29 protein-coding genes are annotated in these 23,962 nt (G+C 62.3%); 24 read left to right on the forward strand and 5 right to left on the reverse strand.

Annotated elements, in window-relative coordinates:
• Positions 1–22: 22 nt before the first annotated feature.
• Complete coding sequence (locus tag RUGAMON1_RS02090) at positions 23–244, reverse strand: hypothetical protein (RefSeq protein WP_445228927.1); 222 nt, start codon at positions 242–244, stop codon at positions 23–25.
• Between the two features lie 2 nt (positions 245–246).
• Positions 247–504 (reverse strand): hypothetical protein, encoded by a 258-nt coding sequence (locus RUGAMON1_RS02095; protein ID WP_445228928.1) that lies wholly within the window; start codon positions 502–504, stop codon positions 247–249.
• Positions 505–680: 176 nt separating this feature from the next.
• Here RUGAMON1_RS02095 and RUGAMON1_RS02100 point away from each other — a divergent pair, with 176 nt between their 5' ends.
• Together RUGAMON1_RS02100 and RUGAMON1_RS02105 are read left to right on the forward strand one after the other, a co-directional pair.
• Positions 681–1,610, forward strand: coding sequence for a 23S rRNA (adenine(2030)-N(6))-methyltransferase RlmJ (locus tag RUGAMON1_RS02100; RefSeq protein WP_445228929.1), 930 nt, complete (start codon positions 681–683; stop codon positions 1,608–1,610).
• A 105-nt stretch (positions 1,611–1,715) separates the two neighbouring features.
• Positions 1,716–2,984 (forward strand): EAL and HDOD domain-containing protein, encoded by a 1,269-nt coding sequence (locus RUGAMON1_RS02105; RefSeq protein WP_445228930.1) that lies wholly within the window; start codon positions 1,716–1,718, stop codon positions 2,982–2,984.
• Between the two features lie 86 nt (positions 2,985–3,070).
• Here the strand turns inward: RUGAMON1_RS02105 and RUGAMON1_RS02110 are convergent, their stop codons facing one another.
• On the reverse strand, positions 3,071–3,796 hold the full coding sequence (locus tag RUGAMON1_RS02110) for an SAM-dependent methyltransferase (RefSeq protein ID WP_445228931.1): 726 nt from the start codon (positions 3,794–3,796) through the stop codon (positions 3,071–3,073).
• An 8-nt stretch (positions 3,797–3,804) separates the two neighbouring features.
• Positions 3,805–4,395, reverse strand: a complete 591-nt coding sequence (locus tag RUGAMON1_RS02115; protein ID WP_445228932.1) for a Maf family nucleotide pyrophosphatase — start codon at positions 4,393–4,395, stop codon at positions 3,805–3,807.
• Between the two features lie 128 nt (positions 4,396–4,523).
• Here RUGAMON1_RS02115 and RUGAMON1_RS02120 point away from each other — a divergent pair, with 128 nt between their 5' ends.
• Positions 4,524–5,021, forward strand: a complete 498-nt coding sequence (locus tag RUGAMON1_RS02120; RefSeq protein ID WP_445228933.1) for a YceD family protein — start codon at positions 4,524–4,526, stop codon at positions 5,019–5,021.
• 183 nt (positions 5,022–5,204) lie between these two features.
• Positions 5,205–5,387, forward strand: a complete 183-nt coding sequence (gene rpmF, locus RUGAMON1_RS02125) for a 50S ribosomal protein L32 (protein WP_008449924.1) — start codon at positions 5,205–5,207, stop codon at positions 5,385–5,387.
• Positions 5,388–5,421: 34 nt separating this feature from the next.
• Here the strand turns inward: rpmF and RUGAMON1_RS02130 are convergent, their stop codons facing one another.
• A complete protein-coding gene (locus RUGAMON1_RS02130) occupies positions 5,422–5,610 on the reverse strand; it encodes a hypothetical protein (RefSeq protein WP_445229256.1) in 189 nt (62 codons plus the stop codon).
• Between RUGAMON1_RS02130 and plsX the strand changes: the two genes are divergently transcribed.
• From plsX to uvrC, 20 genes are all read left to right on the forward strand, one after another.
• Entirely contained in the window at positions 5,582–6,643 is a 1,062-nt protein-coding gene (plsX, locus tag RUGAMON1_RS02135) for a phosphate acyltransferase PlsX (RefSeq protein ID WP_445228934.1), read from the forward strand. The genes RUGAMON1_RS02130 and plsX overlap by 29 nt on opposite strands.
• Positions 6,644–6,658: 15 nt before the next feature.
• Positions 6,659–7,645 (forward strand): beta-ketoacyl-ACP synthase III, encoded by a 987-nt coding sequence (locus tag RUGAMON1_RS02140; protein WP_332855860.1) that lies wholly within the window; start codon positions 6,659–6,661, stop codon positions 7,643–7,645.
• Positions 7,646–7,745: 100 nt separating this feature from the next.
• Positions 7,746–8,687: an ACP S-malonyltransferase gene (fabD, locus tag RUGAMON1_RS02145; protein ID WP_445228935.1), complete on the forward strand. Its 942-nt coding sequence runs from the start codon at positions 7,746–7,748 to the stop codon at positions 8,685–8,687.
• A 45-nt stretch (positions 8,688–8,732) separates the two neighbouring features.
• Positions 8,733–9,479, forward strand: coding sequence for a 3-oxoacyl-ACP reductase FabG (fabG, locus tag RUGAMON1_RS02150; RefSeq protein WP_445228936.1), 747 nt, complete (start codon positions 8,733–8,735; stop codon positions 9,477–9,479).
• Between the two features lie 156 nt (positions 9,480–9,635).
• Positions 9,636–9,875, forward strand: coding sequence for an acyl carrier protein (gene acpP / locus RUGAMON1_RS02155; protein ID WP_008449912.1), 240 nt, complete (start codon positions 9,636–9,638; stop codon positions 9,873–9,875).
• A 30-nt stretch (positions 9,876–9,905) separates the two neighbouring features.
• On the forward strand, positions 9,906–11,153 hold the full coding sequence (gene fabF, locus RUGAMON1_RS02160) for a beta-ketoacyl-ACP synthase II (protein ID WP_445228937.1): 1,248 nt from the start codon (positions 9,906–9,908) through the stop codon (positions 11,151–11,153).
• A 177-nt stretch (positions 11,154–11,330) separates the two neighbouring features.
• The gene (locus RUGAMON1_RS02165) at positions 11,331–11,759 is read left to right on the forward strand and encodes a protein YgfX (RefSeq protein WP_445228938.1); all 429 of its coding nucleotides are present in this window, start codon (positions 11,331–11,333) and stop codon (positions 11,757–11,759) included.
• Positions 11,760–11,815: 56 nt separating this feature from the next.
• Positions 11,816–12,439, forward strand: a complete 624-nt coding sequence (gene rpoE / locus RUGAMON1_RS02170; RefSeq protein ID WP_199538386.1) for an RNA polymerase sigma factor RpoE — start codon at positions 11,816–11,818, stop codon at positions 12,437–12,439.
• 93 nt (positions 12,440–12,532) lie between these two features.
• Entirely contained in the window at positions 12,533–12,847 is a 315-nt protein-coding gene (locus RUGAMON1_RS02175; RefSeq protein ID WP_445228939.1) for a sigma-E factor negative regulatory protein, read from the forward strand.
• A 132-nt stretch (positions 12,848–12,979) separates the two neighbouring features.
• Positions 12,980–14,506, forward strand: a complete 1,527-nt coding sequence (locus tag RUGAMON1_RS02180; RefSeq protein WP_445228940.1) for a Do family serine endopeptidase — start codon at positions 12,980–12,982, stop codon at positions 14,504–14,506.
• A gap of 103 nt (positions 14,507–14,609) precedes the next feature.
• Positions 14,610–14,855, forward strand: a complete 246-nt coding sequence (locus RUGAMON1_RS02185; protein ID WP_445228941.1) for a glutaredoxin family protein — start codon at positions 14,610–14,612, stop codon at positions 14,853–14,855.
• 246 nt (positions 14,856–15,101) lie between these two features.
• Positions 15,102–16,895 carry a translation elongation factor 4 gene (gene lepA / locus RUGAMON1_RS02190; RefSeq protein ID WP_445228942.1) on the forward strand — a complete coding sequence of 598 codons (1,794 nt, stop codon included), beginning with the start codon at positions 15,102–15,104 and terminating at the stop codon, positions 16,893–16,895.
• Positions 16,892–17,809 carry a signal peptidase I gene (lepB, locus tag RUGAMON1_RS02195; RefSeq protein WP_445228943.1) on the forward strand — a complete coding sequence of 306 codons (918 nt, stop codon included), beginning with the start codon at positions 16,892–16,894 and terminating at the stop codon, positions 17,807–17,809. Before lepA ends, lepB begins: the two co-directional genes overlap by 4 nt.
• 38 nt (positions 17,810–17,847) lie before the next feature.
• Positions 17,848–18,237 carry a DUF4845 domain-containing protein gene (locus RUGAMON1_RS02200; protein ID WP_445228944.1) on the forward strand — a complete coding sequence of 130 codons (390 nt, stop codon included), beginning with the start codon at positions 17,848–17,850 and terminating at the stop codon, positions 18,235–18,237.
• A 24-nt stretch (positions 18,238–18,261) separates the two neighbouring features.
• Positions 18,262–19,074, forward strand: a complete 813-nt coding sequence (gene rnc, locus RUGAMON1_RS02205) for a ribonuclease III (protein WP_445228945.1) — start codon at positions 18,262–18,264, stop codon at positions 19,072–19,074.
• Positions 19,075–19,088: 14 nt separating this feature from the next.
• Positions 19,089–19,991, forward strand: coding sequence for a GTPase Era (gene era, locus RUGAMON1_RS02210; protein WP_332855850.1), 903 nt, complete (start codon positions 19,089–19,091; stop codon positions 19,989–19,991).
• A 12-nt stretch (positions 19,992–20,003) separates the two neighbouring features.
• Positions 20,004–20,888 carry a DNA repair protein RecO gene (gene recO / locus RUGAMON1_RS02215; RefSeq protein ID WP_445228946.1) on the forward strand — a complete coding sequence of 295 codons (885 nt, stop codon included), beginning with the start codon at positions 20,004–20,006 and terminating at the stop codon, positions 20,886–20,888.
• Between the two features lie 21 nt (positions 20,889–20,909).
• On the forward strand, positions 20,910–21,671 hold the full coding sequence (gene pdxJ, locus RUGAMON1_RS02220; RefSeq protein WP_445228947.1) for a pyridoxine 5'-phosphate synthase: 762 nt from the start codon (positions 20,910–20,912) through the stop codon (positions 21,669–21,671).
• Positions 21,668–22,060, forward strand: coding sequence for a holo-ACP synthase (gene acpS, locus RUGAMON1_RS02225; protein ID WP_445228948.1), 393 nt, complete (start codon positions 21,668–21,670; stop codon positions 22,058–22,060). The genes pdxJ and acpS overlap by 4 nt, the downstream gene beginning before the upstream one ends.
• Positions 22,061–22,070: 10 nt before the next feature.
• Positions 22,071–23,939: an excinuclease ABC subunit UvrC gene (gene uvrC, locus RUGAMON1_RS02230; RefSeq protein ID WP_445228949.1), complete on the forward strand. Its 1,869-nt coding sequence runs from the start codon at positions 22,071–22,073 to the stop codon at positions 23,937–23,939.
• The last annotated feature ends 23 nt before the right edge of the window (positions 23,940–23,962 follow it).

Below are 23,962 nucleotides of genomic sequence, written 5' to 3' on the forward strand. Positions count from 1 at the left end.
CTGCCGGCGCCGCGTTTTTTCCTCAGGGCTTGCCGGCCAGGTGCTGGTCCAGGTGTTGTTTCAGGCGGCCCTGGAAGTCGTCGATGTCGTTGATGGTGCCCAGGTCGTCGTCAACCTCCAGCATGTGGGTGGTGTGGCCGGGGGCGAACGAGACGCTGGCTTCCACGCCGCCCTGATTGTCGGTCAGCGAGTGACCCTGGACCGCGCCCAGGATGTTGTTCTGGTCGTCAGTGATGATCGTCATTTTCATATCATGCCTCCGCCTTGCAAGTTGTGGAAGGCGCCGCCTATGCCTTTGTTGTGGATCTGGACGAAGTAGGTGGCGTTGCCATTGTTTTCCTTGCGCTTGCTTTGCTGGTCCGCCATGTGGACCGCGCCCAGGTTGGGCGCCTTGACGTCGGCCGAGGCGAACTGCGTGCCATGGTCTTTGGGGTAGCTGTAGCTCCAGTACGCCGTCTGTCCCGGCGCCAGATAGACGAGCGGACCTATGTTGTTGAAAGCCATAATCTCCTCCATGAAAGTACGCCGCGCCTGCGGATGCAGCCCGGCTGTTCCATCTTAGTCACCAGGCTGGTTCGCGCTTTGACGCAAACCATATGGGCGCTTTTTTGGCGGGCGGCGCTTTCTAGTGGATAATGCCGGATTGTTCCGCACCATCTTATTTAGGAAGTACCAAGCTTATGTTGAGTTACCGCCACGGTTTTCACGCGGGTAATCACGCCGATGTGTTGAAGCATTTCGTGACCATCCAGTTGATGCAGTATCTGAATCAGAAAGATACCGCCTACAGCTATATCGACACCCATTCCGGCGCCGGCGTCTATGCGCTCGACGGCACCTTCGCCTCCAAGAATGCCGAGTACGACACCGGCATCGGCCCGCTGTGGGAGCGCACCGACATGCCGGCCGCGCTCAAGGAATACGTCGACCTGGTGCGCGCCATGAACCCGAGCGGCAAGATGCGCTACTACCCCGGTTCGCCCTATATCGCCGACCAGGTCGCCCGCGAGCAAGACCGCCTGCGCCTGTTCGAACTGCACCCGGCCGATTCCAAGCTGCTGGCCGATAACTTCCGCAAGCTCGACGAGCACGCCGCGCAGCAGGGCATCCGTCCGACCACGCGCGGCAAGCGCGTGCTGGTCACCCGCGGCGACGGCTTCCAGGCGCTGAAGGCGCTGCTGCCGCCGCCGTCGCGCCGCGCGCTGGTGCTGATCGATCCGCCGTATGAAGACAAGCAGGACTACAAAAAGGTCAAGGACACGCTGGCCGAAGCGCTGGTGCGCTTCCCGACCGGCACCTATGCGGTCTGGTATCCGCTGCTGCAGCGCATGGAGTCGCGCCAGTTCGCCGACAAGCTCAAGCAGCTGCCGTGCAGCGACTGGCTCAACGTCGTGCTGACCACCAACACGCCGATGCCCGACGGCTTCGGTTTGCACAGCAGCGGCATGTTCATCCTGAACCCGCCGTACACGCTGGAGCCGACGCTGAAGGAAGTCATGCCCTACCTGGTCAAGGTGCTGGGCAAGGATTCCGGCGCCCGCTACACGCTGGAGAGCGGCAAACCGACGGCTACGCGCAACAATGCGGTGCGCCGGCCAGTTACGCGTTAGAAAAATATTGTCAGGACGGTATAGGCAGGTATAGTCTCGTAATTAGCGGAGTGCCGCTTGAGACGGCAAACCGAATCAAAGCAGATTGCAGATTGGGAGTTTCCCATGATGATCGCGCCGTCCACCATGCCGTCCAAGCTCGCCGATAATTTCTTTCTTGCGCGCCAGCCCATCCTCAACCGGGGACAGCGGCTGGTGGCATACGAGCTGCTCTTTCGCGATGCCCGTGTCCGCAACGAAGCCTATGTCACCGACGACGCCGAGGCCACCGCCACTGTGATCGCCCACGCTTCCGAGCTGGGCATGGAGCACGTGGTGGGCGACCAGATGGCCTTCGTCAACGTCGATGCCATCGGCCTGATGAGCGACTTCATCCGTTTTCTGCCGAACGACAAGGTCATCCTGGAAATCCTGGAGACCGTCAAAGCCACGCCGGAAATCCTCGACCGCATCCGCGAGCTGAAGCAGGCCGGCTTCAAGTTCGCGCTGGACGACGTGATCGGCCAGTCCGAGGACGTGCAGAAATTCCAGCCGCTGTGCGACGTCATCAAGGTCGACATCAAGGAAATGCAGCCCGGCACCTTGCCGGCGCTGACGCGCGTGCTGAAGAACCCCAGGCAAAAGCTGCTGGCCGAGAAGGTCGAGACGATGGAGGAGTTCCAGCAATGCATGGAGCTGGGCTTCGAATATTTCCAGGGCTATTATTTCGCGCGCCCCGTCATCCTCAGCGGCAAGAAGATTTCGCCGTCGCAGCGCAGCGTGCTGCACCTGCTGGACCTGCTCAACACCGACGCCAGCAGTCACGAGATCGAGCGCAGCGTCAAGCACGACGCGCTGATCACGCTGAATCTGCTGCGGTTGGTGAACACGCCGGCGGTCGGCGCGCGCTACCGCATCAACTCGGTCGGCCATGCGCTGATGGTGCTGGGACGGCGCCAGCTCAAGCGCTGGCTGCAGATCCTGCTGTATGTGAAGAACGGCGGCGCGCAGGAATTCACCTCGCCCCTGCTGCAACTGGCCACCACGCGCGGCAAGACGCTGGAGCTGATGGTCGAGCATTTGCGGCCGGGGCAGCGCGTCAGCGCCGACATCGGCTTCACGGTGGGGGTGATGTCGCTGATGGACACGCTGTTCTCCATCCACATGCGCGACGTGCTGGAAAGCGTCAACGTGCTCGACGAGGTGCGCGCCGCGCTGCTGCACCGCAGCGGCGATTACGGCAGCATGCTCAGCCTGATCGAGCACATCGAGCGCAACCGCGACGGCAAGCAGCTGGCGCAGATGCTGCACCAGCTGGAGCTGACCCCGGCCGAGCTGTACGCGATCCAGCTAGCGGCGATCGAGTGGGTGACCGACTACACCCGCAGCGTCTAGGCGTCATTCCCGCGCAGGCGGGAATCCATACATCGCATCCGCAGCTGACTCAGCATGGATGCCCGCCTGCGCGGGCATGACGTTGGTTACTGCCCCAGCAGCAGGAACACGGTCGGCTTCTTGTGGAAGTCCGGCGCCTTCGCGTTTTTCCATTGCGACGCGCTCATGGTGCGGATGGTTTCCGACGGCAGGCTGAGGTCGGTCGCCACGCACACCAGCGTGCCCGGCGCGCAGGCCGCGATCAGCGCCTCCAGCATGGCGGCGTTGCGGTAGGGCGTTTCGATGAACAGCTGCGTCTGCTTTTCCTTGCGCGAGCGCAGCTCCAATTCCTTGATGCGGATGGCGCGCTGCGCGGCGTCGGTCGGCAGGTAGCCGTTGAAGGCGAAGCTCTGGCCGTTCAGCCCGCTCGCCATGACGGCCAGCAGCAGCGACGACGGCCCCACCAGCGGCCGCACCGGAATATTGTGCTGATGCGCCAGCCGCACCAGGTCGGCGCCGGGATCGGCCACCGCCGGCACGCCGGCTTCCGACACCAGGCCGCCATCGCGTCCGGCCAGCAGCGGCGCCAGCAGGCCCGCCAGCGCGGTCGCCGGGGTGTTGACGTTCAGTTCGGAGATGGTGATTTCCTGCAGCGGCCTGGCCAGCGGATGCCGGGCGTTGACCAGCTTGAGGAAGGCGCGCGCGGTTTTGGCGTTCTCGGCGACGAAATAGTCGAGCTGCGAGGTGATCTGCTGCACCTGTTCGGGCAGCACGGAGGCGAGCGCTTCAGTCTCGCCCAGGGTGTTCGGTATTAAAAAGAGGGTGCCGGGCATAAAAACAGTCAAAGATTAAAAAAGGAAACGCCTATCTTGCGCAGCATGCCTGTCAGCGCGATCAAAGGCAAGCCGGTGAGGGCGCTCGGGTCGCTGCTGTCGATGCGTTCCAGGATGGCGATGCCGAGCGCCTCGTTCTTGGCGCTGCCGGCGCAGTCGTAGGGCTGCTCGATGCGCAGGTAGGCGTCCAGCTCGGCGTCGGGCAGGTCGCGGAACTTGACGACGGTCTGGATGTCTTCCAATTGGAAGCTCTGGTCGCGGCCATCCCACACGCACAGCGCGGTGTGGAAGATCACCTCGCGGCCGCGCATTTTTTGCAGCTGGGCCAGCGCGTTGGCGTGGTTGCCCGGCTTGCCGATCTGCTCATCGTCCAGCGTGGCGACCTGGTCGGAGCCGATGACGATGTGGCCGGGCATTTTGGCGGCCACTGCGGCGGCTTTCTCGCGCGCCAGGCGCAGCGCGGTGGCGCTGGGCGTCTCGCCGGGCAGGGGGCTTTCGTCGATGTCCGGCACCGCCACGTCGAACGGCAGTTGCAGCCGTGATAAGAGTTCCTTGCGGTAGGCGGAGCTGGAGGCGAGTACGAGTAAACTTGATGTCATGTGGGGAATGTTATATGCTCTGTCGCCGGACGTGCCAGCGGCACAAAAAGAACGAAAAATACGCTAAGGCTTTGACTTGACGATGAAAACCCTGTTATTATCGCAGGTTTTCCGGGGAAATTTCTGTAATGAATGCTATTGTGATCGACGCCTTTGATTTTTGTCGGAGCAAGGGCAGCCAGCACGGCACGACGCCTGTTGCCGAAATGACCCGTTTGACCAAGGATTGCGCCGATACGTCGGGCACGATCACCTGGAAAGCAGTAGGGGGCACCAGCAAGATGGGCTTCCCGCAGATGACGCTGTCGGTTGCCGGCACCGTGCAACTGGTCTGCCAGCGCTGCCTGACGCCTTACGCGCACACCATCGACGCCGAAACGGTGCTGATGCTGGGCAAAGACGATCAGCAGGCTGACGAGATCGAAGAAATGCTCAACGACGAGACGATCGATGTGATCGTCGGCAGCCGCAGCATGGAGCTGATGGACTTGGTGGAAGACGAAGCGCTGCTGGCCCTGCCGCATACGCCGAAACATGATGTCTGCCCCGATTCCGCTCTGCTGGAAAAGGCAAAAAGCGAAAAGTTGTCGCCGTTCGACGCCCTCAAGGGCCTCAAATCCGAATAAGTAGTGTTGTAAAGAACGTGTCAAACGCGTGTAGTAAATCGAGTATGGCAAGTCAGCAGTGAAATGTAGTAAATCTCAGTTTAACTATGCCGGTTAAGTTTTGCCGGCAGGATACTCGATTCGCATGTATTTGCTGGTCGAATGTGTTAAAATTTTAGAACTTATGTATTAGGAGTCATTAACATGGCAGTTCAACAGAACAAGAAGTCCCCTTCGAAGCGCGGTATGCACCGTTCGCACGATTTCCTGGTTGCTCCACAACTGGGTATCGAGCCAACCACCGGTGAAACCCACCTGCGTCACCACATCAGCCCTAACGGCTTCTACCGTGGTCGTAAAGTCCTGAAAACCAAAAACGACGAGTAATCGACGCTTTTGCTGGACCTGGAAATAGGCGGTGCTACGTGGATAACTCGCGCAGCATCGCTTTTTCTTTATCATCGGCTGCAATCCTCTTTTGCACACCGTCATTTTGAAACGCGTAGACCTGGAACTGATTGGTCCGCAGCTTGCCGCAGCTTGCCTCGTAAAGGCTGGAGCGTGGTACTGAATCAAAACAAATGACAATCAAAATTTCTATCGACTGCATGGGCGGAGATCACGGCCCCTCGGTCACCATCCCCGCAGCTATTTCCTTCGTTAAACGCGAACCTGATGCTGAACTGATTTTGGTCGGTTTGGAAGACGTCATCCGCGCGGAACTGAAAAAGCAGCACGCCGACGCGCATCCGCGCATCACCGTGCAACACGCCTCCGAACAAGTCACCATGGACGATCCGCTCGAAGTGGCCCTGCGCCGCAAGAAGGATTCGTCGATGCGCGTCGCTATCGAGCAAGTCAAGGACGGCAAGGCCCAGGCCTGCGTCTCGGCCGGCAATACCGGCGCGCTGATGGCGGTCTCGCGCTACGTGCTCAAGACCATGACCGGCGTCGACCGTCCCGCCATCTGCGGCATCATGCCGAACCAGAAAAATGGCCCGACCTATATGCTGGACCTGGGCGCCAACGTCGATTGCGAACCGCATCACCTGCACCAGTTCGCCATCATGGGTTCGGTGCTGGTCGCGGCCATGGAAAAAATCGACCGCCCGACCATCGGCCTGCTGAACGTCGGCACCGAGGACATCAAGGGCAACGAAGTGGTCAAGGCCACCAGCAAGCTGCTGCAGGCCGACCACGAGCGTGGCGCGCTGAACTTCCACGGCAACGTCGAGGGCAACGACATCTTCAAGGGCACCACCGACATCGTGGTGTGCGACGGCTTTGTCGGCAACGTCACGCTGAAGGCGGTGGAGGGCGTGGCGCGCTTCTTCGGCGACACGCTGCGCACCGAATTCAAGCGCAACCTGTTGACCATGCTGGGCGGCTTGCTCGGTGGCGGCGCGCTGAAGGCGGTCAAAGACCGCTTCCAGCCATCGCGCCATAACGGCGCCAGCCTGCTGGGACTGCGCGGCCTGGTGTTCAAGAGTCACGGCGGCGCCGATGCCTATTCATTTGAATGGGCGATCCGACGAGCGTATGATGCTGCAAAAAATGATGTGTTGGGACATATCTCGGAAATGATTGCCGAGCTCATGCCACGCAACACTGAAATTCCGGAAGTACCTGGCTCAACTATTTAGTGGACGGTAGACGGCATGACTTTGTACAGCAAAATTATAGGCACCGGCAGCTATCTGCCGGAAAAGCGGGTGAGCAACCAGGATCTGGCTGATCAACTCGCCGCCAAAGGCATCGAGACTTCGGACGAGTGGATCGTCAGCCGCAGCGGTATTTCGGCGCGCCACTTCGCCGAGCCTGAGCAGAAGTCGTCGGACCTGGCGGTCAACGCCGCCAAGAAGGCGCTGGAGATGGCCGGCCTGGAGCCGAACGACATCGACCTCATCGTGCTGGCCAGCTCGACGCCGGACTTCTTCGGCAGCTTCCCCAGCACCGCCTGCATCGTGCAGAAAAAACTGGGCATCACCAACAACGGCGCGGCGGTCGACGTGCAAGCCGTGTGCAGCGGCTTCGTCTACGCCGTCTCCACCGCCGACGCCTTCATCCGCGCCGGCGTGCACAAGAACGTGCTGGTGATCGGCGCCGAAGTGTTCTCGCGCATCCTCAATTTCGACGACCGCACCACCTGCGTGCTGTTCGGCGACGGCGCCGGCGCCATCGTGCTGAGCGCATCGGAAGAGCCGGGCATCCTGGCCACCAAGCTGCACGCGGACGGCCGTCATTCGGACATCCTCAGCGTGCCGGGTTCGGTCGATGGCGGCGCGGTTGCCGGCAGCGCCTTCCTGTACATGGACGGTCCCGCGGTGTTCAAGCTGGCCGTGTCGGTGCTGGAAAAAGTCGCGCACGAAGCGCTGGACAAGGCCAATATGACCGCCGACCAGATCGACTGGCTGATTCCGCACCAGGCCAATATCCGCATCATGAACAGCACCGCCAAGAAGCTGGGCCTGCCTGCCGAGAAGATGGTCGTCACCGTCGACCAGCACGGCAATACCTCGGCCGCTTCGATCCCGCTGGCGCTGGACGTCGCCGTGCGCGATGGCCGCATCAAGAAAGGCCAGCACATCATGATGGAAGGCGTGGGCGGAGGATTTACCTGGGGCGCGGTTTTGGCGCGGTTTTAAGCGTCTGAATTAGAATTAGAGTTCTAACGGACTCGTCGGTAGCAAGCCTGTCACGATGGCATGCTAGCGTAGCGTTCAATAAAAATGAGATGGATGAAGTATGACTAAATTTGCTTTTGTATTTCCAGGCCAGGGTTCGCAAGCGATCGCGATGATGGACGGCTTCGCCGGCAATCCGGTGGTGGCACAGACCATCGCCGAAGCATCCGACGCTCTGCAGTTCGACCTGGGCAAGCTGATGGCCGAAGGTCCGAAGGAAGAGATGGACCTGACCACCAGCACCCAGCCGATCATGCTGACCGCCGCGGTCGCCGTCTACCGCGCGTGGATCGCCGCCGGCGGCCCGCTGCCGTCCATCGTTGCCGGCCACAGCCTGGGTGAATACTCGGCGCTGGTGGCTGCCGGTGTGATCTCGTTCAAGGATGCGGTGCCGCTGGTGCGCTTCCGCGCGCAGGCGATGCAGGAAGCCGTGCCGGTCGGCATGGGCACCATGGCCGTCGTGCTGGGCCTGTCGGACGACGACGTCCGCGCCTCCTGCGCCGAAGCCGCCGCCGCCGTGCCCGGCGCCGTGGTCGAAGCCGTCAACTTCAACGCACCGCTGCAAGTGGTGATCGCCGGCGACACCATCGCTGTCGAGCGCGCCTGCGAGATCGCCAAGGCCAAGGGCGCCAAGCGCGCCATGAAGCTGCCGGTGTCGGCGCCGTTCCACTCGTCGCTGCTGAAGCCGGCGTCGGACCGCCTGCGCGACTACATGGCCGAGCTGACTTTCTCGGCGCCGCAGATCGCGCTGATCAACAACGTCGACGTCGCCGTGCTGAGCGATCCGGCCAGCATCAAGGATGCGCTGGTGCGCCAGGCCGCCGCGCCGGTGCGCTGGGTCGAGACCATGCAGAAGGTCGCCGCCGAAGGCATCACGCAAGTGGTCGAGTGCGGTCCAGGCAAGGTGCTGATGGGCTTGACCAAGCGCATCGACGCCACCCTGGTCGGCGACGCCATCACCGACCAAGCTTCGCTGGAACGCGTGTTGACCCTGCTTAAATAAGCGGCCGGGTTTTCAGGCACACTCCCTAAACGTTTAAGGATACAAATGAATTTAGCAAATCAAATTGCCCTGGTAACGGGCGCATCGCGCGGCATCGGCAAGGCCATTGCCCAGGAGCTGGCGCGTCAAGGCGCCCGCGTGATCGGCACCGCCACCACCGAAGCCGGTGCTGAAGCGATCTCGGCCTACCTGGCCGAGTTCGGCGCGGAAGCAGGCAAGGGCATGGTCCTCAACGTCACCGACGCCGAGCGCTGCGCCGCCGTCATCGACGAGATCGGCAAGACCTGGGGCGCCGTCGGCATCCTGGTCAACAACGCCGGCATCACCCAGGACCAGCTGGCCATGCGCATGAAGGACGAGGAGTGGGACAGCGTCATCGCCACCAACCTGAGCTCGGTCGGCCGCCTGTCGCGCGCCGTGCTGCGCGGCATGATGAAGGCCAAGACCGGGCGTATCATCAACATCACTTCGGTGGTGGCGTCCTCCGGCAATCCGGGCCAGATGAACTACGCCGCCGCCAAGGCCGGCGTCGAGGGCATGGGCCGCGCGCTGGCGCGCGAGATCGGCAGCCGCAACATCACCGTCAACAGCGTGGCGCCGGGCTTCATCGACACCGACATGACCAAGGGCCTGGGCGAAGAGCAGCACGCCGCCTTGCTGACGCAGATTCCGCTGGCGCGCCTGGGCAAGCCCGAGGATATCGCCGCCGCCGTGGCCTTCCTGGCGTCGCCGCAAGCGGCGTATATTACCGGTACCACCCTGCACGTGAACGGCGGGATGTACATGAATTGATGTGTTCCGGTGGCGTAAAATCCACCGGTTCTCGTCTTTTAGCAGTGATTTCGGATTAGTTGTCGGCAAATACGCAGCAGCTACCGAAATTAGTTTTTCAGTGCGCAAACCTGATAAAATGCGCGCTTTCCGTAACAAACAAAATGGAGCCATAACATGTCGGATATCGAACAACGCGTTAAGAAAATCGTCGCTGAGCAACTGGGCGTCGCCGAAGCAGACATCAAGATCGAATCCTCGTTCGTCGACGACCTCGGCGCTGACTCCCTGGACACCGTGGAACTGGTGATGGCCCTGGAAGACGAATTCGAAATGGAAATCCCTGACGAACAAGCAGAAAAGATCACCACCGTGCAGCAAGCGATCGACTACGCTACCGCCCACGTCAAGGCGTAATTTCTGCCCGATCGACTTTAGGAGAATCGCTTGAGAGGTTCTAAAAACCGTCGTGTTGTCATCACCGGCCTGGGTGCCGTGACTCCGGTCGGCAACACCGTTGCCGAATCGTGGGCCGCGATCACCGAGGGTAAATCCGGGATTGCCAACATCACCAAGTTTGATGCGCAAGCTTTCACCACCAAGTTCGCCGGTGAAGTCAAAGGCTTCAATATCGAGGATTACATCCCCGCCAAGGAAGCGCGCCACATGGATACCTTTATCCATTACGGCATGGCGGCCGGCATGCAGTCGGTGCAAGACTCCGGCATCGTCGTCACCGAAGAGAACGCCGATCGCATCGGCGTCATCATCGGTTCCGGTATCGGCGGCCTGCCGCTGATCGAAGAAACCAAGGAAGAGTACGACAAGCGCGGTCCGCGCCGTATCTCGCCGTTCTTCGTGCCTGCCTCGATCATCAACATGATCTCGGGCAACCTGTCGATCAAGTACGGCATGCGTGGTCCTAACCTGTCGATCGTCACGGCCTGCACCACCGGCCTGCACTGCATCGGCGCGGCTGCCCGCATGATTGAGTACGGCGACGCCGACGTCATGGTGGCCGGCGGCGCGGAATCGACCGTGTCGCCACTGGGTCTGGGCGGTTTCGCCTCGGCCCGCGCGCTGTCGACCCGCAACGACGATCCAGCGACCGCGTCCCGCCCCTGGGACATGGACCGCGACGGTTTCGTGCTGGGCGAAGGCGCCGGCGTGATGGTGCTCGAAGAGTATGAACACGCCAAGGCCCGCGGCGCCAAGATCTACGCTGAACTGCTGGGGTTCGGGATGAGCGCCGACGCTTATCACATGACCTCGCCATTGGAAGATGGCAGCGGCGGCAGCAAGTCCGTGATTGCAGCGCTGGCCAACGCCGGCATCAATCCGGACCAGGTGCACTACCTGAACGCCCACGGCACGTCGACCCCGCAAGGCGACGTGGCGGAAGTGCAGGGCATCAAGCGCACCTTCGGCGCGCACGCCAAGAACATGGTGATCAATTCGACCAAGTCGATGACCGGTCACCTGTTGGGCGGCGCCGGCGGCCTGGAAGCGGTGTTTACGGTACTGGCGGTCCACCATCAGGTGTCGCCTCCGACCATCAACATCTTCAACCAGGACCCTGCTTGCGACCTGGACTTCTGCGCCAATGTGGCCCGTCCGATGAAGATCGAGTATGCAGTCAAGAACTCGTTCGGCTTCGGCGGCACCAACGGCAGCCTGGTGTTCGGCAAGATCTAAAGTCCGTAAAAAGTTCGACCCCGCGTTGAACTAATCCCCGCGATCCCTGTCAAAACAGGGTGAGCGTGGATTCGGCGCCGGCATTCGCCGGCGCCAGAATTGCCCGGCCTTCGCGGCCGGCGCTTCCGAATGTAATTCCCTATTTTGTTGAACCGTTGTTGAACGCATGCTGCCGTCATGTCGATTGCGGTTTCCGTCATCATTCGCCCCTCGTCCGGCTTGCGGCTGCTGCATGCCGGCGCGTGTTGCTGCGCGATGGCGTCGGCCGCCGCGTGTCCCGGCTGGTGCGCGACGATGTGTTGCGTGCTGGCCGGGTTATTCGGCCTGTGGCAGGGACGTCCGTATCGTTTTGCACGTCAGCTTGATATTTCCGCTGTCGGCCAGTTGCGGCTGACGGTATACCGGGAGACGGGGATGGCGCTGCGCCTGCTGGAGGGTTCGACCGTTTGGCCGGGCTTGCTGCTATTGCGGCTGGGCAGCGACGGCGGCGATGTGCAGCTGGTGACGGTGTTGCCCGACAGCGTGACGCGCGCCGATTGGCGCGCCTTGTCGCTGGCTTGCCGGGCCATCGCCGCACGAACTGAAATAAAAACGCGAACACTGTGAACTTCTTGCAGCGGGCTAACTCTATAGCATATGGCTATATTATTCGGCCACGCTGCATGCCACCGAGGAATGCAGGAGTGACGACAGAACGTGAGTGCGACCAGGTGCTGGTGGACCGGGTACGGGATGGTGACAAGCAGGCGTTTGATCTGCTGGTGGCGAAGTACCAACGCCGGCTGATGCGCCTGCTGTCGCGTATCGTCCATGATCCGGCCGAAGCCGAGGATGTGGTGCAGGAGACATTTATCAAGGCCTATCGCGCGCTGCGGCATTTCCGCGGCGACTCGGCCTTCTATACTTGGCTGTACCGCATCGGCATCAACACCGCCAAGAATTTTCTGGCGACGCAAGGGCGCCGCACGCCCACGTCGACCGAAGCCGACGCCGAACAAGCCGAAGCCTTTAACGATGGCGAGCATTTGCGCGACATCAATACGCCGGAATCCATGCTGGCGAGCAAGCAGATCGCCCAAACCGTCAACGCGGCGATGGATGCCTTGCCCGTGGATTTACGCACCGCGATCGCCTTGCGCGAGATCGAGGGACTGAGCTATGAGGAAATTTCCGACATCATGGCCTGTCCGATCGGCACAGTGCGTAGTCGCATTTTCCGCGCCCGCGAAGTCATCGCCGAGAAATTGAGGCCGTTGCTGGATTTGCCGGTTGACAAGCGCTGGTAAGCGGCGAATGATAGCAATTGCAATTGTTATTGGCGTCTAGCAATGCGCCTGCGGCTGGCGTGGCGGACTTGTTTTGACATGGCGGGAAACGCGATGGATACCCAGAAAAGACTGCACGAAAACATCTCGGCGCTGGCCGACGGCGAGTTGGCGGACAGCGAGCGCGAACTGGCCCTGGCGGCGCTGGACACGGCGGAAGGGCAGGCCGCCTGGCGCGCCTACCATCTGACCGGCGACGTGCTGCGCGACCAGGCCAAAGGCGAGCTGAGCGACGGCTTCAGCGCCTCGCTGGCGGCCCGTCTGGCAGCCGAGCCTGCCTACGTCCCCGAAGCCGCGCCGGCGGGCCGTGCGGCCGATGCCGTGGCGCCGGATTCGGCCGAGTCGCCGGCCGACGTCATCTTGCCTTGAAGCGCATACGCTTTTAACATCAGCGAACGCACCATCGGGCGACTTTTCGCTTACCATACGCTAGCCTTAGCCTCGCGCAACTTGCCCGAGGGGTACGTGCGTTCCAGAACTTTATAGAGACCGATACTTTCCATGAAAAATAATTTCTCTGCTGGTAGTAAAACTCTTTCTGCGCTGCTGGTCAGCGCAAGCGTATGGATGTCTCCGGCCGTATTCGGCCTGGCCCCGGCAACGGCCGCCGCGCCGGTCACCGGCGCCGTCATCGGCCTGCCGGACTTCGCCGACCTGGTCGACCGCGTCGGTCCGGCGGTGGTCAATATCCGCACCACCGAACGTCTCAAGCTGGGCAGCCGCGGCAACGCCGACGGCCAGCCGGGCGAAGAGGAAATGCAGGAATTCCTGCGCCGCTTCTTTGGCGGCGCCTTGCCGCAGCCGGGCAATCCCGGCGGCAAGAGCGCGCCGCGCGGCCGCCGCCAGGCGCCGTCCGACGAACCCGTCCAGCGCGGCGTCGGTTCCGGCTTCATCCTGTCGGCCGACGGCTACGTGATGACCAATGCCCACGTGGTCGACGGCGCCGACGAAGTGTTCGTCACGCTGACCGACAAGCGCGAGTTCAAGGCCAAGGTGCTGGGCGCCGACGCCCGCACCGACGTCGCCGTGCTGAAGATCGAGGGCGACAAGCTGCCCTTCCTGCTCATGGGCGATTCGGACAAGATCCGGGTCGGCGAATGGGTGATTGCGATCGGCTCGCCGTTCAACCTGGAAAACACCGTCACCGCCGGCATCATCTCGGCCAAGCAGCGCGACACCGGCGACTACCTGGCGCTGATCCAGAGCGACGTCGCGGTCAATCCCGGCAACTCGGGCGGCCCGCTGATCAATATGCGCGGCGAGGTGATCGGCATCAATTCGCAGATCGCCACGCTGTCGGGAGGCTACAACGGCATTTCCTTCGCCGTGCCGATCGACGAGGCGATCCGCGTGTCGGAGCAGCTGAAGAAGAACGGCAAGGTCACGCGCGGCCGCATCGGCGTGCAGATCGGCGAAGTCAGCAAGGAAGTGGCTGAATCGCTGGGCCTGAAGAGCGCGCAGGGCGCCGAAGTGTCGCTGGTGGAGCCGGGCGGTCCAGCCGACAAGGCCGGCATCAAGGCGGGCGACATCATCCTCAAGTTCAACGGCGTGCCGGTGAACCGCTCGTCCGACCTGCCGCGCCTGGTGGGCGGCACCGCGCTGGCCAGCAAGGCCACCGTGACGGTGTGGCGCAAGGGCCAGCAGCTGGACCTGCCGGTGACCGTGGCCGAGCTGGAAGCGGACAAGACCGCCAAGGCCGGCAAAGGCAAGGGCAAGGGGAGCGGCGCCGAGCCGGAAGCGGTGGTCAAGGCCAACGCGCTGGGCTTGAAGGTCAGCGACCTGACGGCCGAGCAGAAGAAGGACCTGGGCGTCGACGGCGGCGTGGTGGTGGATTCGGCCGAGGGCGTGGCCGGCCGCGCCGGCGTGCTGGAGGGCGACGTGCTGCTGCAATTGAATAACGTCGAAATCAAGGACGCCAAGCAGTTCAACGCGGCCGTGGCCAAGCTCGACGCCAAGAAGGCTTCGGTGCTGCTGGTGCGCCGCGGCGACGTCACGCAGTTCGTTTCCGTGCGTCCTAGCGCCAAGTAAAGGCAGATTGAGCCGCGCAGTACCTCGCACAGGTCGGGGTCTGACCCCGTACGGGGTCAGACCCCAGGTCGCCGCAGTGCGGGGCGAGCGGCTCCCGCATACCATGCACTTCACCCTCTACTCCCGCAGCTACTGCCACCTCTGCCAGGACATGCTGGACGCCCTGATGCGCCTGCAAACGCCGGAACGCCCGATCACCGTGGACGTGATCGACGTCGACGCCGACGACGCCCTGGTGGGCCGTTTCGACGAACTGGTGCCGGTGCTGTACGCCGACCTGTCCCAGCCCGAGCTGTGCCACTACTTCCTGGACGAAGCAAAAGTGCAGCAACTGCTCAATTCTGCTTAATAAATAAGCATTTGCGCGACTTTTTTTGCCTCAAAGTCTTAAGCAATATGCATTTCACACCGCATAAGTCGGCCTTTCCCCTCTGAAATCCGGTAAAATGCGGGGGTAGAAAAGCTTACGTTTTGCTTTTAGTGGCTGTCATCAAGGCGCTCGCCAGGGCATTACCGCCCCGCTCGGAGCGCTTTTTTCGTATTGCGCTCAGTTTCTGCGCCCCGTCGTTTCAAACCCGTTTTTGAATATTTGTTAATGAACAACATACGCAATTTTTCCATCATCGCCCACATCGACCACGGTAAATCCACCCTGGCGGACCGTATCATTCAATTGTGCGGTGGCTTGTCCGAACGCGAGATGGAGTCGCAAGTGCTCGATTCGATGGATCTGGAGCGCGAACGCGGCATTACGATCAAAGCACAGACCGCTGCGCTGCAATACAAGGCCCGCAACGGCCAGATCTACAACCTGAACCTGATCGACACCCCGGGCCACGTCGACTTCTCCTACGAAGTGTCGCGCTCGCTGTCGGCCTGCGAAGGCGCGCTGCTGGTGGTCGACGCCTCGCAAGGCGTGGAAGCCCAGACCGTGGCCAACTGCTACACCGCGCTCGACCTGGGCGTGGAAGTGGTGCCGGTGCTGAACAAGATCGACTTGCCGAACGCCGATCCGCCGACCGCGATCGCCGAGATCGAAGACGTGATCGGCATCGAAGCCGGCGACGCCGTCCACTGCTCGGCCAAGACCGGCCTGGGCGTGGAAGACGTGCTGGAATCGATCATCGCCAAGGTCCCGCCGCCGAAGGGCGACCCGGACGCGCCGTTGCAGGCGCTGATCGTCGACTCCTGGTACGACGCCTACGTCGGCGTGGTGATGCTGGTGCGCGTGATGAACGGCACCCTCAAGCCCAAGGACAAGATCAAGCTGATGGCCACCGACTCGCTGCAGTTGGTGGAAGACGTCGGCATCTTCGCGCCGCGCTCGGTTTCGCTGCCGCAGCTGTCGGCCGGCCAGGTGGGCTTCATCATCGCCGGCATCAAGGAATTGAAGGCCGCCAAGGTGGGCGATACCGTCACCCTGGCCAACCGTCCGGCCGCCGCGCCGCTGCCGGGCTTCAAGGAAGTGCAGCCGCAAGTGTTCGCCGGCCTGTTCCCGGTCGAAGCCAACCAGTACGACGCGCTGCGCGACTCGCTGGAAAAGCTCAAGCTGAACGACGCCGCCCTGATGTACGAGCCGGAAGTATCGCAGGCGCTGGGCTTCGGCTTCCGCTGCGGCTTCCTCGGCCTGCTGCACATGGAAATCGTCCAGGAGCGCCTGGAGCGCGAATTCGACCAGGACCTGATCACCACCGCGCCGACCGTGGTGTACGAGGTGGTCATGCGCGACAACAGCATCATCAAGGTGGACAATCCGTCGAAGATGCCGGAGCCGACCAAGATCAACGAAATCCGCGAGCCCATCGTCACGGTCAACCTGTACATGCCGCAAGAGTACGTCGGCTCGGTGATCACGCTGTGCATCAGCAAGCGCGGCGTGCAGATGGACATGGCCTACCACGGCCGCCAGGTCAAGCTGGTGTATGAAATGCCGATGGGCGAGATCGTGCTGGACTTCTTCGACAAGCTGAAGTCGACCTCGCGCGGCTACGCCTCGATGGACTACGAGTTCAAGGAATACCGCGCCTCCGACGTGGTCAAGGTCGACATGCTGATCAACGGCGAGAAGGTCGATGCGCTGGCCATCATCGTGCACCGTTCCAACTCCGCCTATCGCGGCCGCCAGGTGGCGGCCAAGATGCGCGAACTGATCCCGCGCCAGATGTTCGACGTGGCGATCCAGGCGGCCATCGGCGTCAACGTGATTTCGCGCGAGAACGTCAAGGCCTTGCGCAAGAACGTGCTGGCGAAGTGCTACGGCGGCGACATCAGCCGTAAGAAAAAGCTGCTGGAGAAGCAAAAAGCAGGTAAAAAACGCATGAAACAAGTGGGCTCGGTAGAGATTCCACAAGAAGCGTTCCTGGCAATCTTACAAGTGGACGACAAATGAACCTGCAAGTGATCTTAGGTAATTTTGCTTTAATCCTGTTCGTACTGATGGTGATCACCGGTGTGATCTGGTTCCTGGATGTGTTCTACCTGGCCAAGCAGCGCCGTGCCGCCGCCGACCGCGCGCTGGCCGACTACGACGCCCGCAACGCCAAGCTGACCGCCGACGGCATCAAGCTCGACAACCAGGGCAACCGCGCCGCGATCGAGGCCGCGCTGCTGCGCCAGCCGACCTGGATCGAATACTCGGGCAGCTTCTTCCCGGTGATCGCGCTGGTGTTTTTCCTGCGTTCGTTCCTGTACGAGCCGTTCAAGATCCCGTCGTCGTCGATGGTGCCGACCCTGCTGGTGGGCGATCTGATCCTGGTGAACAAGTTCACCTACGGCATCCGCCTGCCGGTGCTGAACCAGAAGATCGTGCAGATCAACAACCCGCAGCGCGGCGACGTGATGGTGTTCAAATATCCGATGGATATGAGCCAGGATTACATCAAGCGCGTCATTGGCGTGCCGGGTGATAAAATCACATATGAAAACAAGCGCTTAACGGTGAACGGCGTGGCAGTGAAGTACACGCCGCTGGACGACTACCTGGACGACGAGCACCTGGCCTACAACAAGCAGTTCCAGGAAGACTTGACCGGCGTCAGCCACCGCATCCTCAACAACGAGGCTGCGCCTACGCTGAGCCTGGATGGCGTGAAGAAGTTCCCGTACAGCGAAAACTGCACCTACAAGTATGAAGGCTTCACCTGCGTAGTTCCGCAGGGCAATTACTTCATGATGGGCGACAACCGCGACAACAGTGCGGACAGCCGCTACTGGGGCTTTGTACCGGACAAGAATATTGTCGGTAAAGCATTCTTCGTATGGATGAACCTGGGTAACCTGCGCCGCATCGGCAGCATCCATTAAACATCGACGCTCAGCGGGCCATGGCGAAAAGGACTAAGATGCAATCAAGCTTGAAGCAGCAGCAGGGCATTTCCCTGGTCGGACTGATCATCGTGCTGGCCGCGCTGGGTTTCGTCGGCGTGCTGGCGCTGAAGATCGTGCCGACCTACACCGAATACCGGGCGATCCAGAACGCCATCGTCACGGCCAAGGCCAACGGCGGTTCCGTGCTGGAGATGCAGAAGTCGTTCGACGCCAACGCGACCACCGGCTACATCAGCTCGATCACCAGCCACGATCTGCTGATCGCCAAGGAAAACGGCGAGTTCGAAATCAGCTTCGCCTACGAAAAGAAAATCCCGCTGGTCGGACCGGCCAGCCTGCTGTTGGAATACCAGGGCACCACGGCCAAGAACGGCATGCCGGCCCCCGCCAAGACCGATCAATAAGTCAGTAAAGAATCGTACAGAACAATGAATCTTCAGTTATTGCAAAACCGTTTAGGCTATACGTTCCAGGATGCTGGCCTGTTGCAGCAAGCCTTGACGCACCGTAGCCACAGCAGTTTGCATAATGAACGACTGGAGTTCCTGGGCGATTCGATTTTGAACTGCGTGGTGGCGTCCATCCTGTACGAGCGCTTCGTGGCGATCGACGAGGGCGACCTGTCGCGCCTGCGCGCCAACCTGGTCAAGCAGCAGTCGCTGTACGAGATCGCGCAAAAGCTGGAGCTGTCGCAGTTCCTGCGGCTGGGCGAAGGGGAGTTGAAGTCGGGCGGTTTCCGCCGGCCTTCGATCCTGGCCGATACGCTGGAGGCGCTGCTGGGCGCCATCTTCCTGGACGGCGGCTTCAACCCCGCGCGCGACGTGATCCGGGCCTTCTACATTCCCATCCTGGAATCGGTGGACCCGCAAACCCTGGGCAAGGACGCCAAGACCCTGCTGCAGGAATTCCTCCAAAGTAAGAAGATTTCGCTTCCGCTGTACAATGTGGTGGCCACCCATGGCGCCGCGCACAGCCAGGAATTCGAAATCGAGTGCCTGGTGCCCAAGCTGGGCATCCAGGTCTACGGACGCGGCGGCAGCCGCCGCGCCGGCGAACAGGCCGCCGCCAAACTGGCGCTGGAAGTGGCCGAACAAGCGTTGGTGAAGACGCCGGCCGCCGGCCGCAAGTCCAAACCGCGCGCTGCCCAGCTCAAGCTGGCCGGCATCGCCACCGTGCAGACGACCGAGGCCCCGGTTGACCATGAACCGTCGCCACCGCCTGCCAAAGCAGCAAACAAGTAAAAAGAGAAACTGAAATGAATACCGAAACGACCTCCGCCAACTTCCGTTGTGGCTATATCGCCATCGTGGGCCGCCCGAACGTGGGCAAATCGACCCTGATGAACACGCTGATTGGCGCCAAGGTCAGCATCACCTCGCGCAAGGCGCAAACCACGCGCCACCGCATCACCGGCATCCAGACCCATGACGACGCGCAGTTCATCTACGTCGACACGCCGGGCTTCCAGACCCGCCACTCGAACGCGCTGAACAAGACGCTCAACAAGACCGTCACCAACACCCTGATCTCGTCCGACCTGATCCTGTACGTGATCGAAGCGGGCACCTTCGGCCCGGCCGACCAGCAAGTGATGGACCTGCTGCCGTCCGAAGTGCCGGTGATCCTGGTGATCAACAAGTCCGACCGCGTCAAGGACAAGGCGGTGCTGCTGCCGTTCGCCCAGCAGGTTGCGGCCAAGTTCAACTTCGCCGCCATCGTGCCGGTGTCGGCCAAGCTGCGCTTCCAGCTGGACGGCCTGGAAAAAGAGATCAAGCGCTTCCTGCCGGAGAACCAGCCTATCTTCGGGCCGGACGACATCACCGACCGCAGCGAAAAATTCCTGGCGTCGGAAATCGTCCGCGAAAAACTGTTCCGCTTTGTTGGCGACGAGCTGCCGTACACCAGCACCGTGCTGATCGAGCAGTTCGAGCAGGAGGGCGACCTGCGCCGCGTGTTCGCCGCCATCCTGGTCGAGCGCGATACGCACAAGTCCATGATCATCGGTAACAAGGGCGCGCGCCTGAAGGAAGTGTCCACGCAAGCGCGTTTGGACATGGAAAAACTGTTCGGCGGTCCCGTGTACCTGGAGATCTGGGTCAAGGTCAAATCCGGCTGGGCCGACAACGAAGCGGGTCTGCGCGCCTACGGCTACGAATAAAGAAGAGGGGCGATGTCCACCACCACGCTAGACGCCGACATCGCAGCGGCACCGCAGCAGGCCGCGCCTGAGGCGGAGCGTGAAGTGGTGCCCGCCCCGGCAGCAGTGGCAACCCCTGCAGCACCAGCACCAGCACCACCCGCACCACCCAAACGCCCGCGCGCGCCGTCGCGCGAGCGCACCTTCGGCACCAAGGTTGCAGGTCAGCCGGCCTTCGTCCTGCACAGCTATCCCTACAAAGAAACCAGCCTCATCATCGACCTGTTCACGCGTGACTTCGGCCGCGTGGCCTTGATCGCCAAGGGCGCCAAGCGGCCGCACTCGCAACTGCGCGGCGTGCTGCAAACCTTCCAGCCGCTGTCCTCCAGCTGGGTCGGCAAATCCGAACTGCGCACGCTGACCGAGGCCGAATGGGTGGGCGGCATGCTGCCGCTGGAGAAGACCGCGCTGCTGTGCGGCTTCTACCTGAACGAGCTGCTGGTCAAGCTGCTGGCGCGCGACGACGCCCATCCGCGCCTGTTCGACCACTACGTCGCCACCTTGAACCAGCTGGCGCACAACGAACCGGCGCCCATCGTCTTGAGAAAATTCGAACGGGCCCTACTTAAAGAGACAGGCGTCTCCGCCGACCTGACCCGCTGCACCGAAACCCGCCGCGCCGTGCAGGCCGACGTGGTCTACGTGGTGGATCCGGAACGCGGCCCGCGCCCCGAGCGCGCCGCCGATCCGTGGCCGCGCGTGGCCGGCAAGACGCTGCTCGACATGGAGCGCGAAGATTACCAGGACGCCGCCACGCAAGCGCAGAGCAAGCAGCTGATGCGCTTCCTGCTGGCGCACCACCTGGGCGGCGCGCCGTTGAACACCCGCCAGATCCTGATCGACTTGATGCAGTTATAACTAGATAAACGGTATAAACTAATGAGCTTCCTGCAACCCTCCGGCACCATCATCGACCTCGGCGTGAACATCGACCACGTCGCCACCCTGCGCAACGCGCGCGGCACCACCTATCCGGACCCGATCCGCGCCGCGCTGCTGGCCGAGCAGGCCGGCGCCGACTGCATCACGCTGCACCTGCGCGAAGACCGCCGCCACATCAAGGACGCCGACGTCATCGCGCTGGCGCCCCAGCTGCTGACCCGCATGAACCTGGAAGCCGCCGTCACGCAGGAAATGATCGACTTCGCCTGCCGCATCAAGCCGTCCGACGTCTGCCTGGTGCCCGAGAAGCGCACCGAAGTCACCACCGAAGGCGGCCTCGATGTGGTCACCCACTTCAAGGCCGTGCAGGCCGCCGTCAAGCAGTTGCAGGCCGAAGGCATCCGCGTCAGCCTGTTCATCGACGCCGACGAAGCGCAGATGAACGCCACCGCCGAAATCGGCGCGCCGGTGATCGAGCTGCACACCGGCCGCTATGCCGACACCGAGGGCGCCGAGCAGGCCGCCGAACTGGAACGCATCCGCCGCGGCGTGCTGTATGGCGTGTCGAAAGGCCTGAAGGTCAACGCCGGCCACGGCCTGCACTACACCAACGTGCAAGCGATCGCCGCGATTCCGGAAATCGCCGAGCTCAATATCGGCCACGCCATCGTCTCCCATTCGGTGTTCGTCGGCTGGGAAAACGCCGTGCGCGAGATGAAGGCCATCATGGTCTCGACCCGCCTGGGCGCGAGAAAATGATTTACGGCATAGGCACCGACATCTGCAAGATCCCGCGCATCGAGGCGGCGCTGGCGCGCAACGGCGACCGTTTCGCCGCCAAGATCCTCGGTCCGCAGGAGATGGAGAAGTACCTGGCGCGCAAGGCCAAGAACGCGGCGCGCGGCATCCGCTTCGTCGCCACGCGCTTCGCCGCCAAGGAAGCCTTCTCCAAGGCCATCGGCCTGGGTATGCGCATGCCGATGACCTGGCCGGCCGCGCAGATGCTCAACGCGCCCAGCGGCAAGCCGATGATCGTCTGCAGCGGCGTGCTGAAGGAATTCATGGAAAAGAATAAGCTGTCGGCACAGGTGACGGTCAGCGACGAAGAGGAATACGCCGTCGCCTTCGTCATCGTCGAACAGGCGTAGCGGGAATAGCATGACTGAACTGGAAGTGGAAACAAGCGCACCCGATCCGCGCGAACAGGTGCTGGCCACCGTGGCCAAGCTGCCCAACCTGCCGGGCGTGTACCGCTATTTCGACGCCGACGACAAGGTGCTCTACGTCGGCAAGGCGCGCGACCTGAAGAAGCGCGTCTCCAGCTACTTCCAGAAAAACCTCAGCAGCCCGCGCATCGCCATGATGGTCGAGCGCATCGCGCGGCTGGAGACCACCGTCACCCACAGCGAAGCCGAAGCGCTGATCCTTGAGAATAACCTGATCAAGGCCCTGAGCCCGCGCTTCAACATCCTGTTCCGCGACGATAAGTCGTATCCCTACCTGAAGATCACCGGCGGCGACGCGCCGCGCATGGTCTACTACCGCGGCGCGGTGGACAAGAAGAACCAGTATTTCGGCCCGTTCCCCAGTTCGTGGGCGGTCAAGGAATCGATGCAGATCCTGCAGAAGGTGTTCCTGATCCGCACCTGCGAAGACAGCGTCTATTCCAACCGCACCCGCCCATGCCTGCTGCACCAGATCGGCCGCTGCAGCGGGCCGTGCGTGGACCTGATCAGCAAGGACGACTACAAGGCCGACGTCGAAAACGCCGCGCGCTTCCTGCGCGGCCGCCAGAGCGAAGTGATGGCCGACCTGGAAAAGAAAATGCACGCCTACGCCGGTGAGCTCAAATTCGAGCTGGCCGCCGGGGTGCGCAACCAGATCCAGTCGCTGTCGCGCGTGCTGCACCAGCAAAGCATGGAAACCACCGGCGACGCCGACGTCGACATCATCGCCGTGCTGGTGCAGGGCGGCCGCGCCTGCGTCAACCTGGCGATGGTGCGCGGCGGCCGCCACCTGGGCGACCGCGCCTACTTCCCCAACCACATCGGCGACGCCGCCGCGATCGCGGAAGCACCGATCGAACTGGAGGTGCTGGCCGCCTTCCTCGCCCAGCACTACACCGAGAAGTTCATCCCCGGCACGCTGATCCTGAATATCGAATTCGACCACCCGGCGCTGATGCAGGCCTTGCAGGAGCAGTGCGGCCACCGCATCAACCTGATCTTCCAGCCGCAGGACCAGCGCCGCAAATGGCTGGAGCTGGCGCAGAAGGGCGCCGAGATCTCGCTGGCGCGGCTGCTGTCGGAGCAGGGCTCGCAGCAGTCGCGCACGCGCGCGCTGGTCGAGGCGCTGCAACTGGAGCCGGAAGACATCGACGCGCTGCGCGTGGAATGCTTCGACATCTCGCACACCCAGGGCGAGGCCACGCAGGCCTCGTGCGTGGTGTTCCATCACCACCAGATGCAGAACGGCGAATACCGCCGCTACAACATCAACGACATCACCCCCGGCGACGATTACGCGGCGATGCGCCAGGTGCTGATGCGCCGTTACGAAAAGGTCGCCAACGGCGACGGCGTCATGCCGGACGTGGTGCTGATCGACGGCGGCAAGGGGCAGATCGAGATGGCGCGCCAGGTGTTCGCCGAACTGGGGCTGGACATCAGCCTGATCGTCGGCGTGGCCAAGGGGGAGGGGCGGCGCGTCGGCCTGGAGACGCTGATGTTCGTCGACGGCCGGGCCGCGCAGGAGCTGGGCAAGGAGTCGGCGGCGCTGATGCTGGTGGCGCAGATCCGCGACGAGGCGCACCGCTTCGCCATCACCGGCATGCGCGCCAAGCGCGCCAAGACGCGCCAGACCTCGCGCCTGGAGGAGATCGAGGGCATCGGCGCCAAGCGCCGCCAGCGCCTGCTGGCGCGCTTTGGCGGCCTGCGCGGCGTGGTCGACGCCAGCATCGAGGATCTGAAGCAGGTCGAGGGCATCTCCAGCGCCCTGGCCGAGGAGATCTACCGACAATTGCATTGAGGCGTGCACAACAACAGTGCGCT

Source organism: Duganella rhizosphaerae (assembly GCF_040364205.1).
Taxonomy (GTDB): Bacteria; Pseudomonadota; Gammaproteobacteria; order Burkholderiales; family Burkholderiaceae_D; genus Rugamonas; species Rugamonas rhizosphaerae.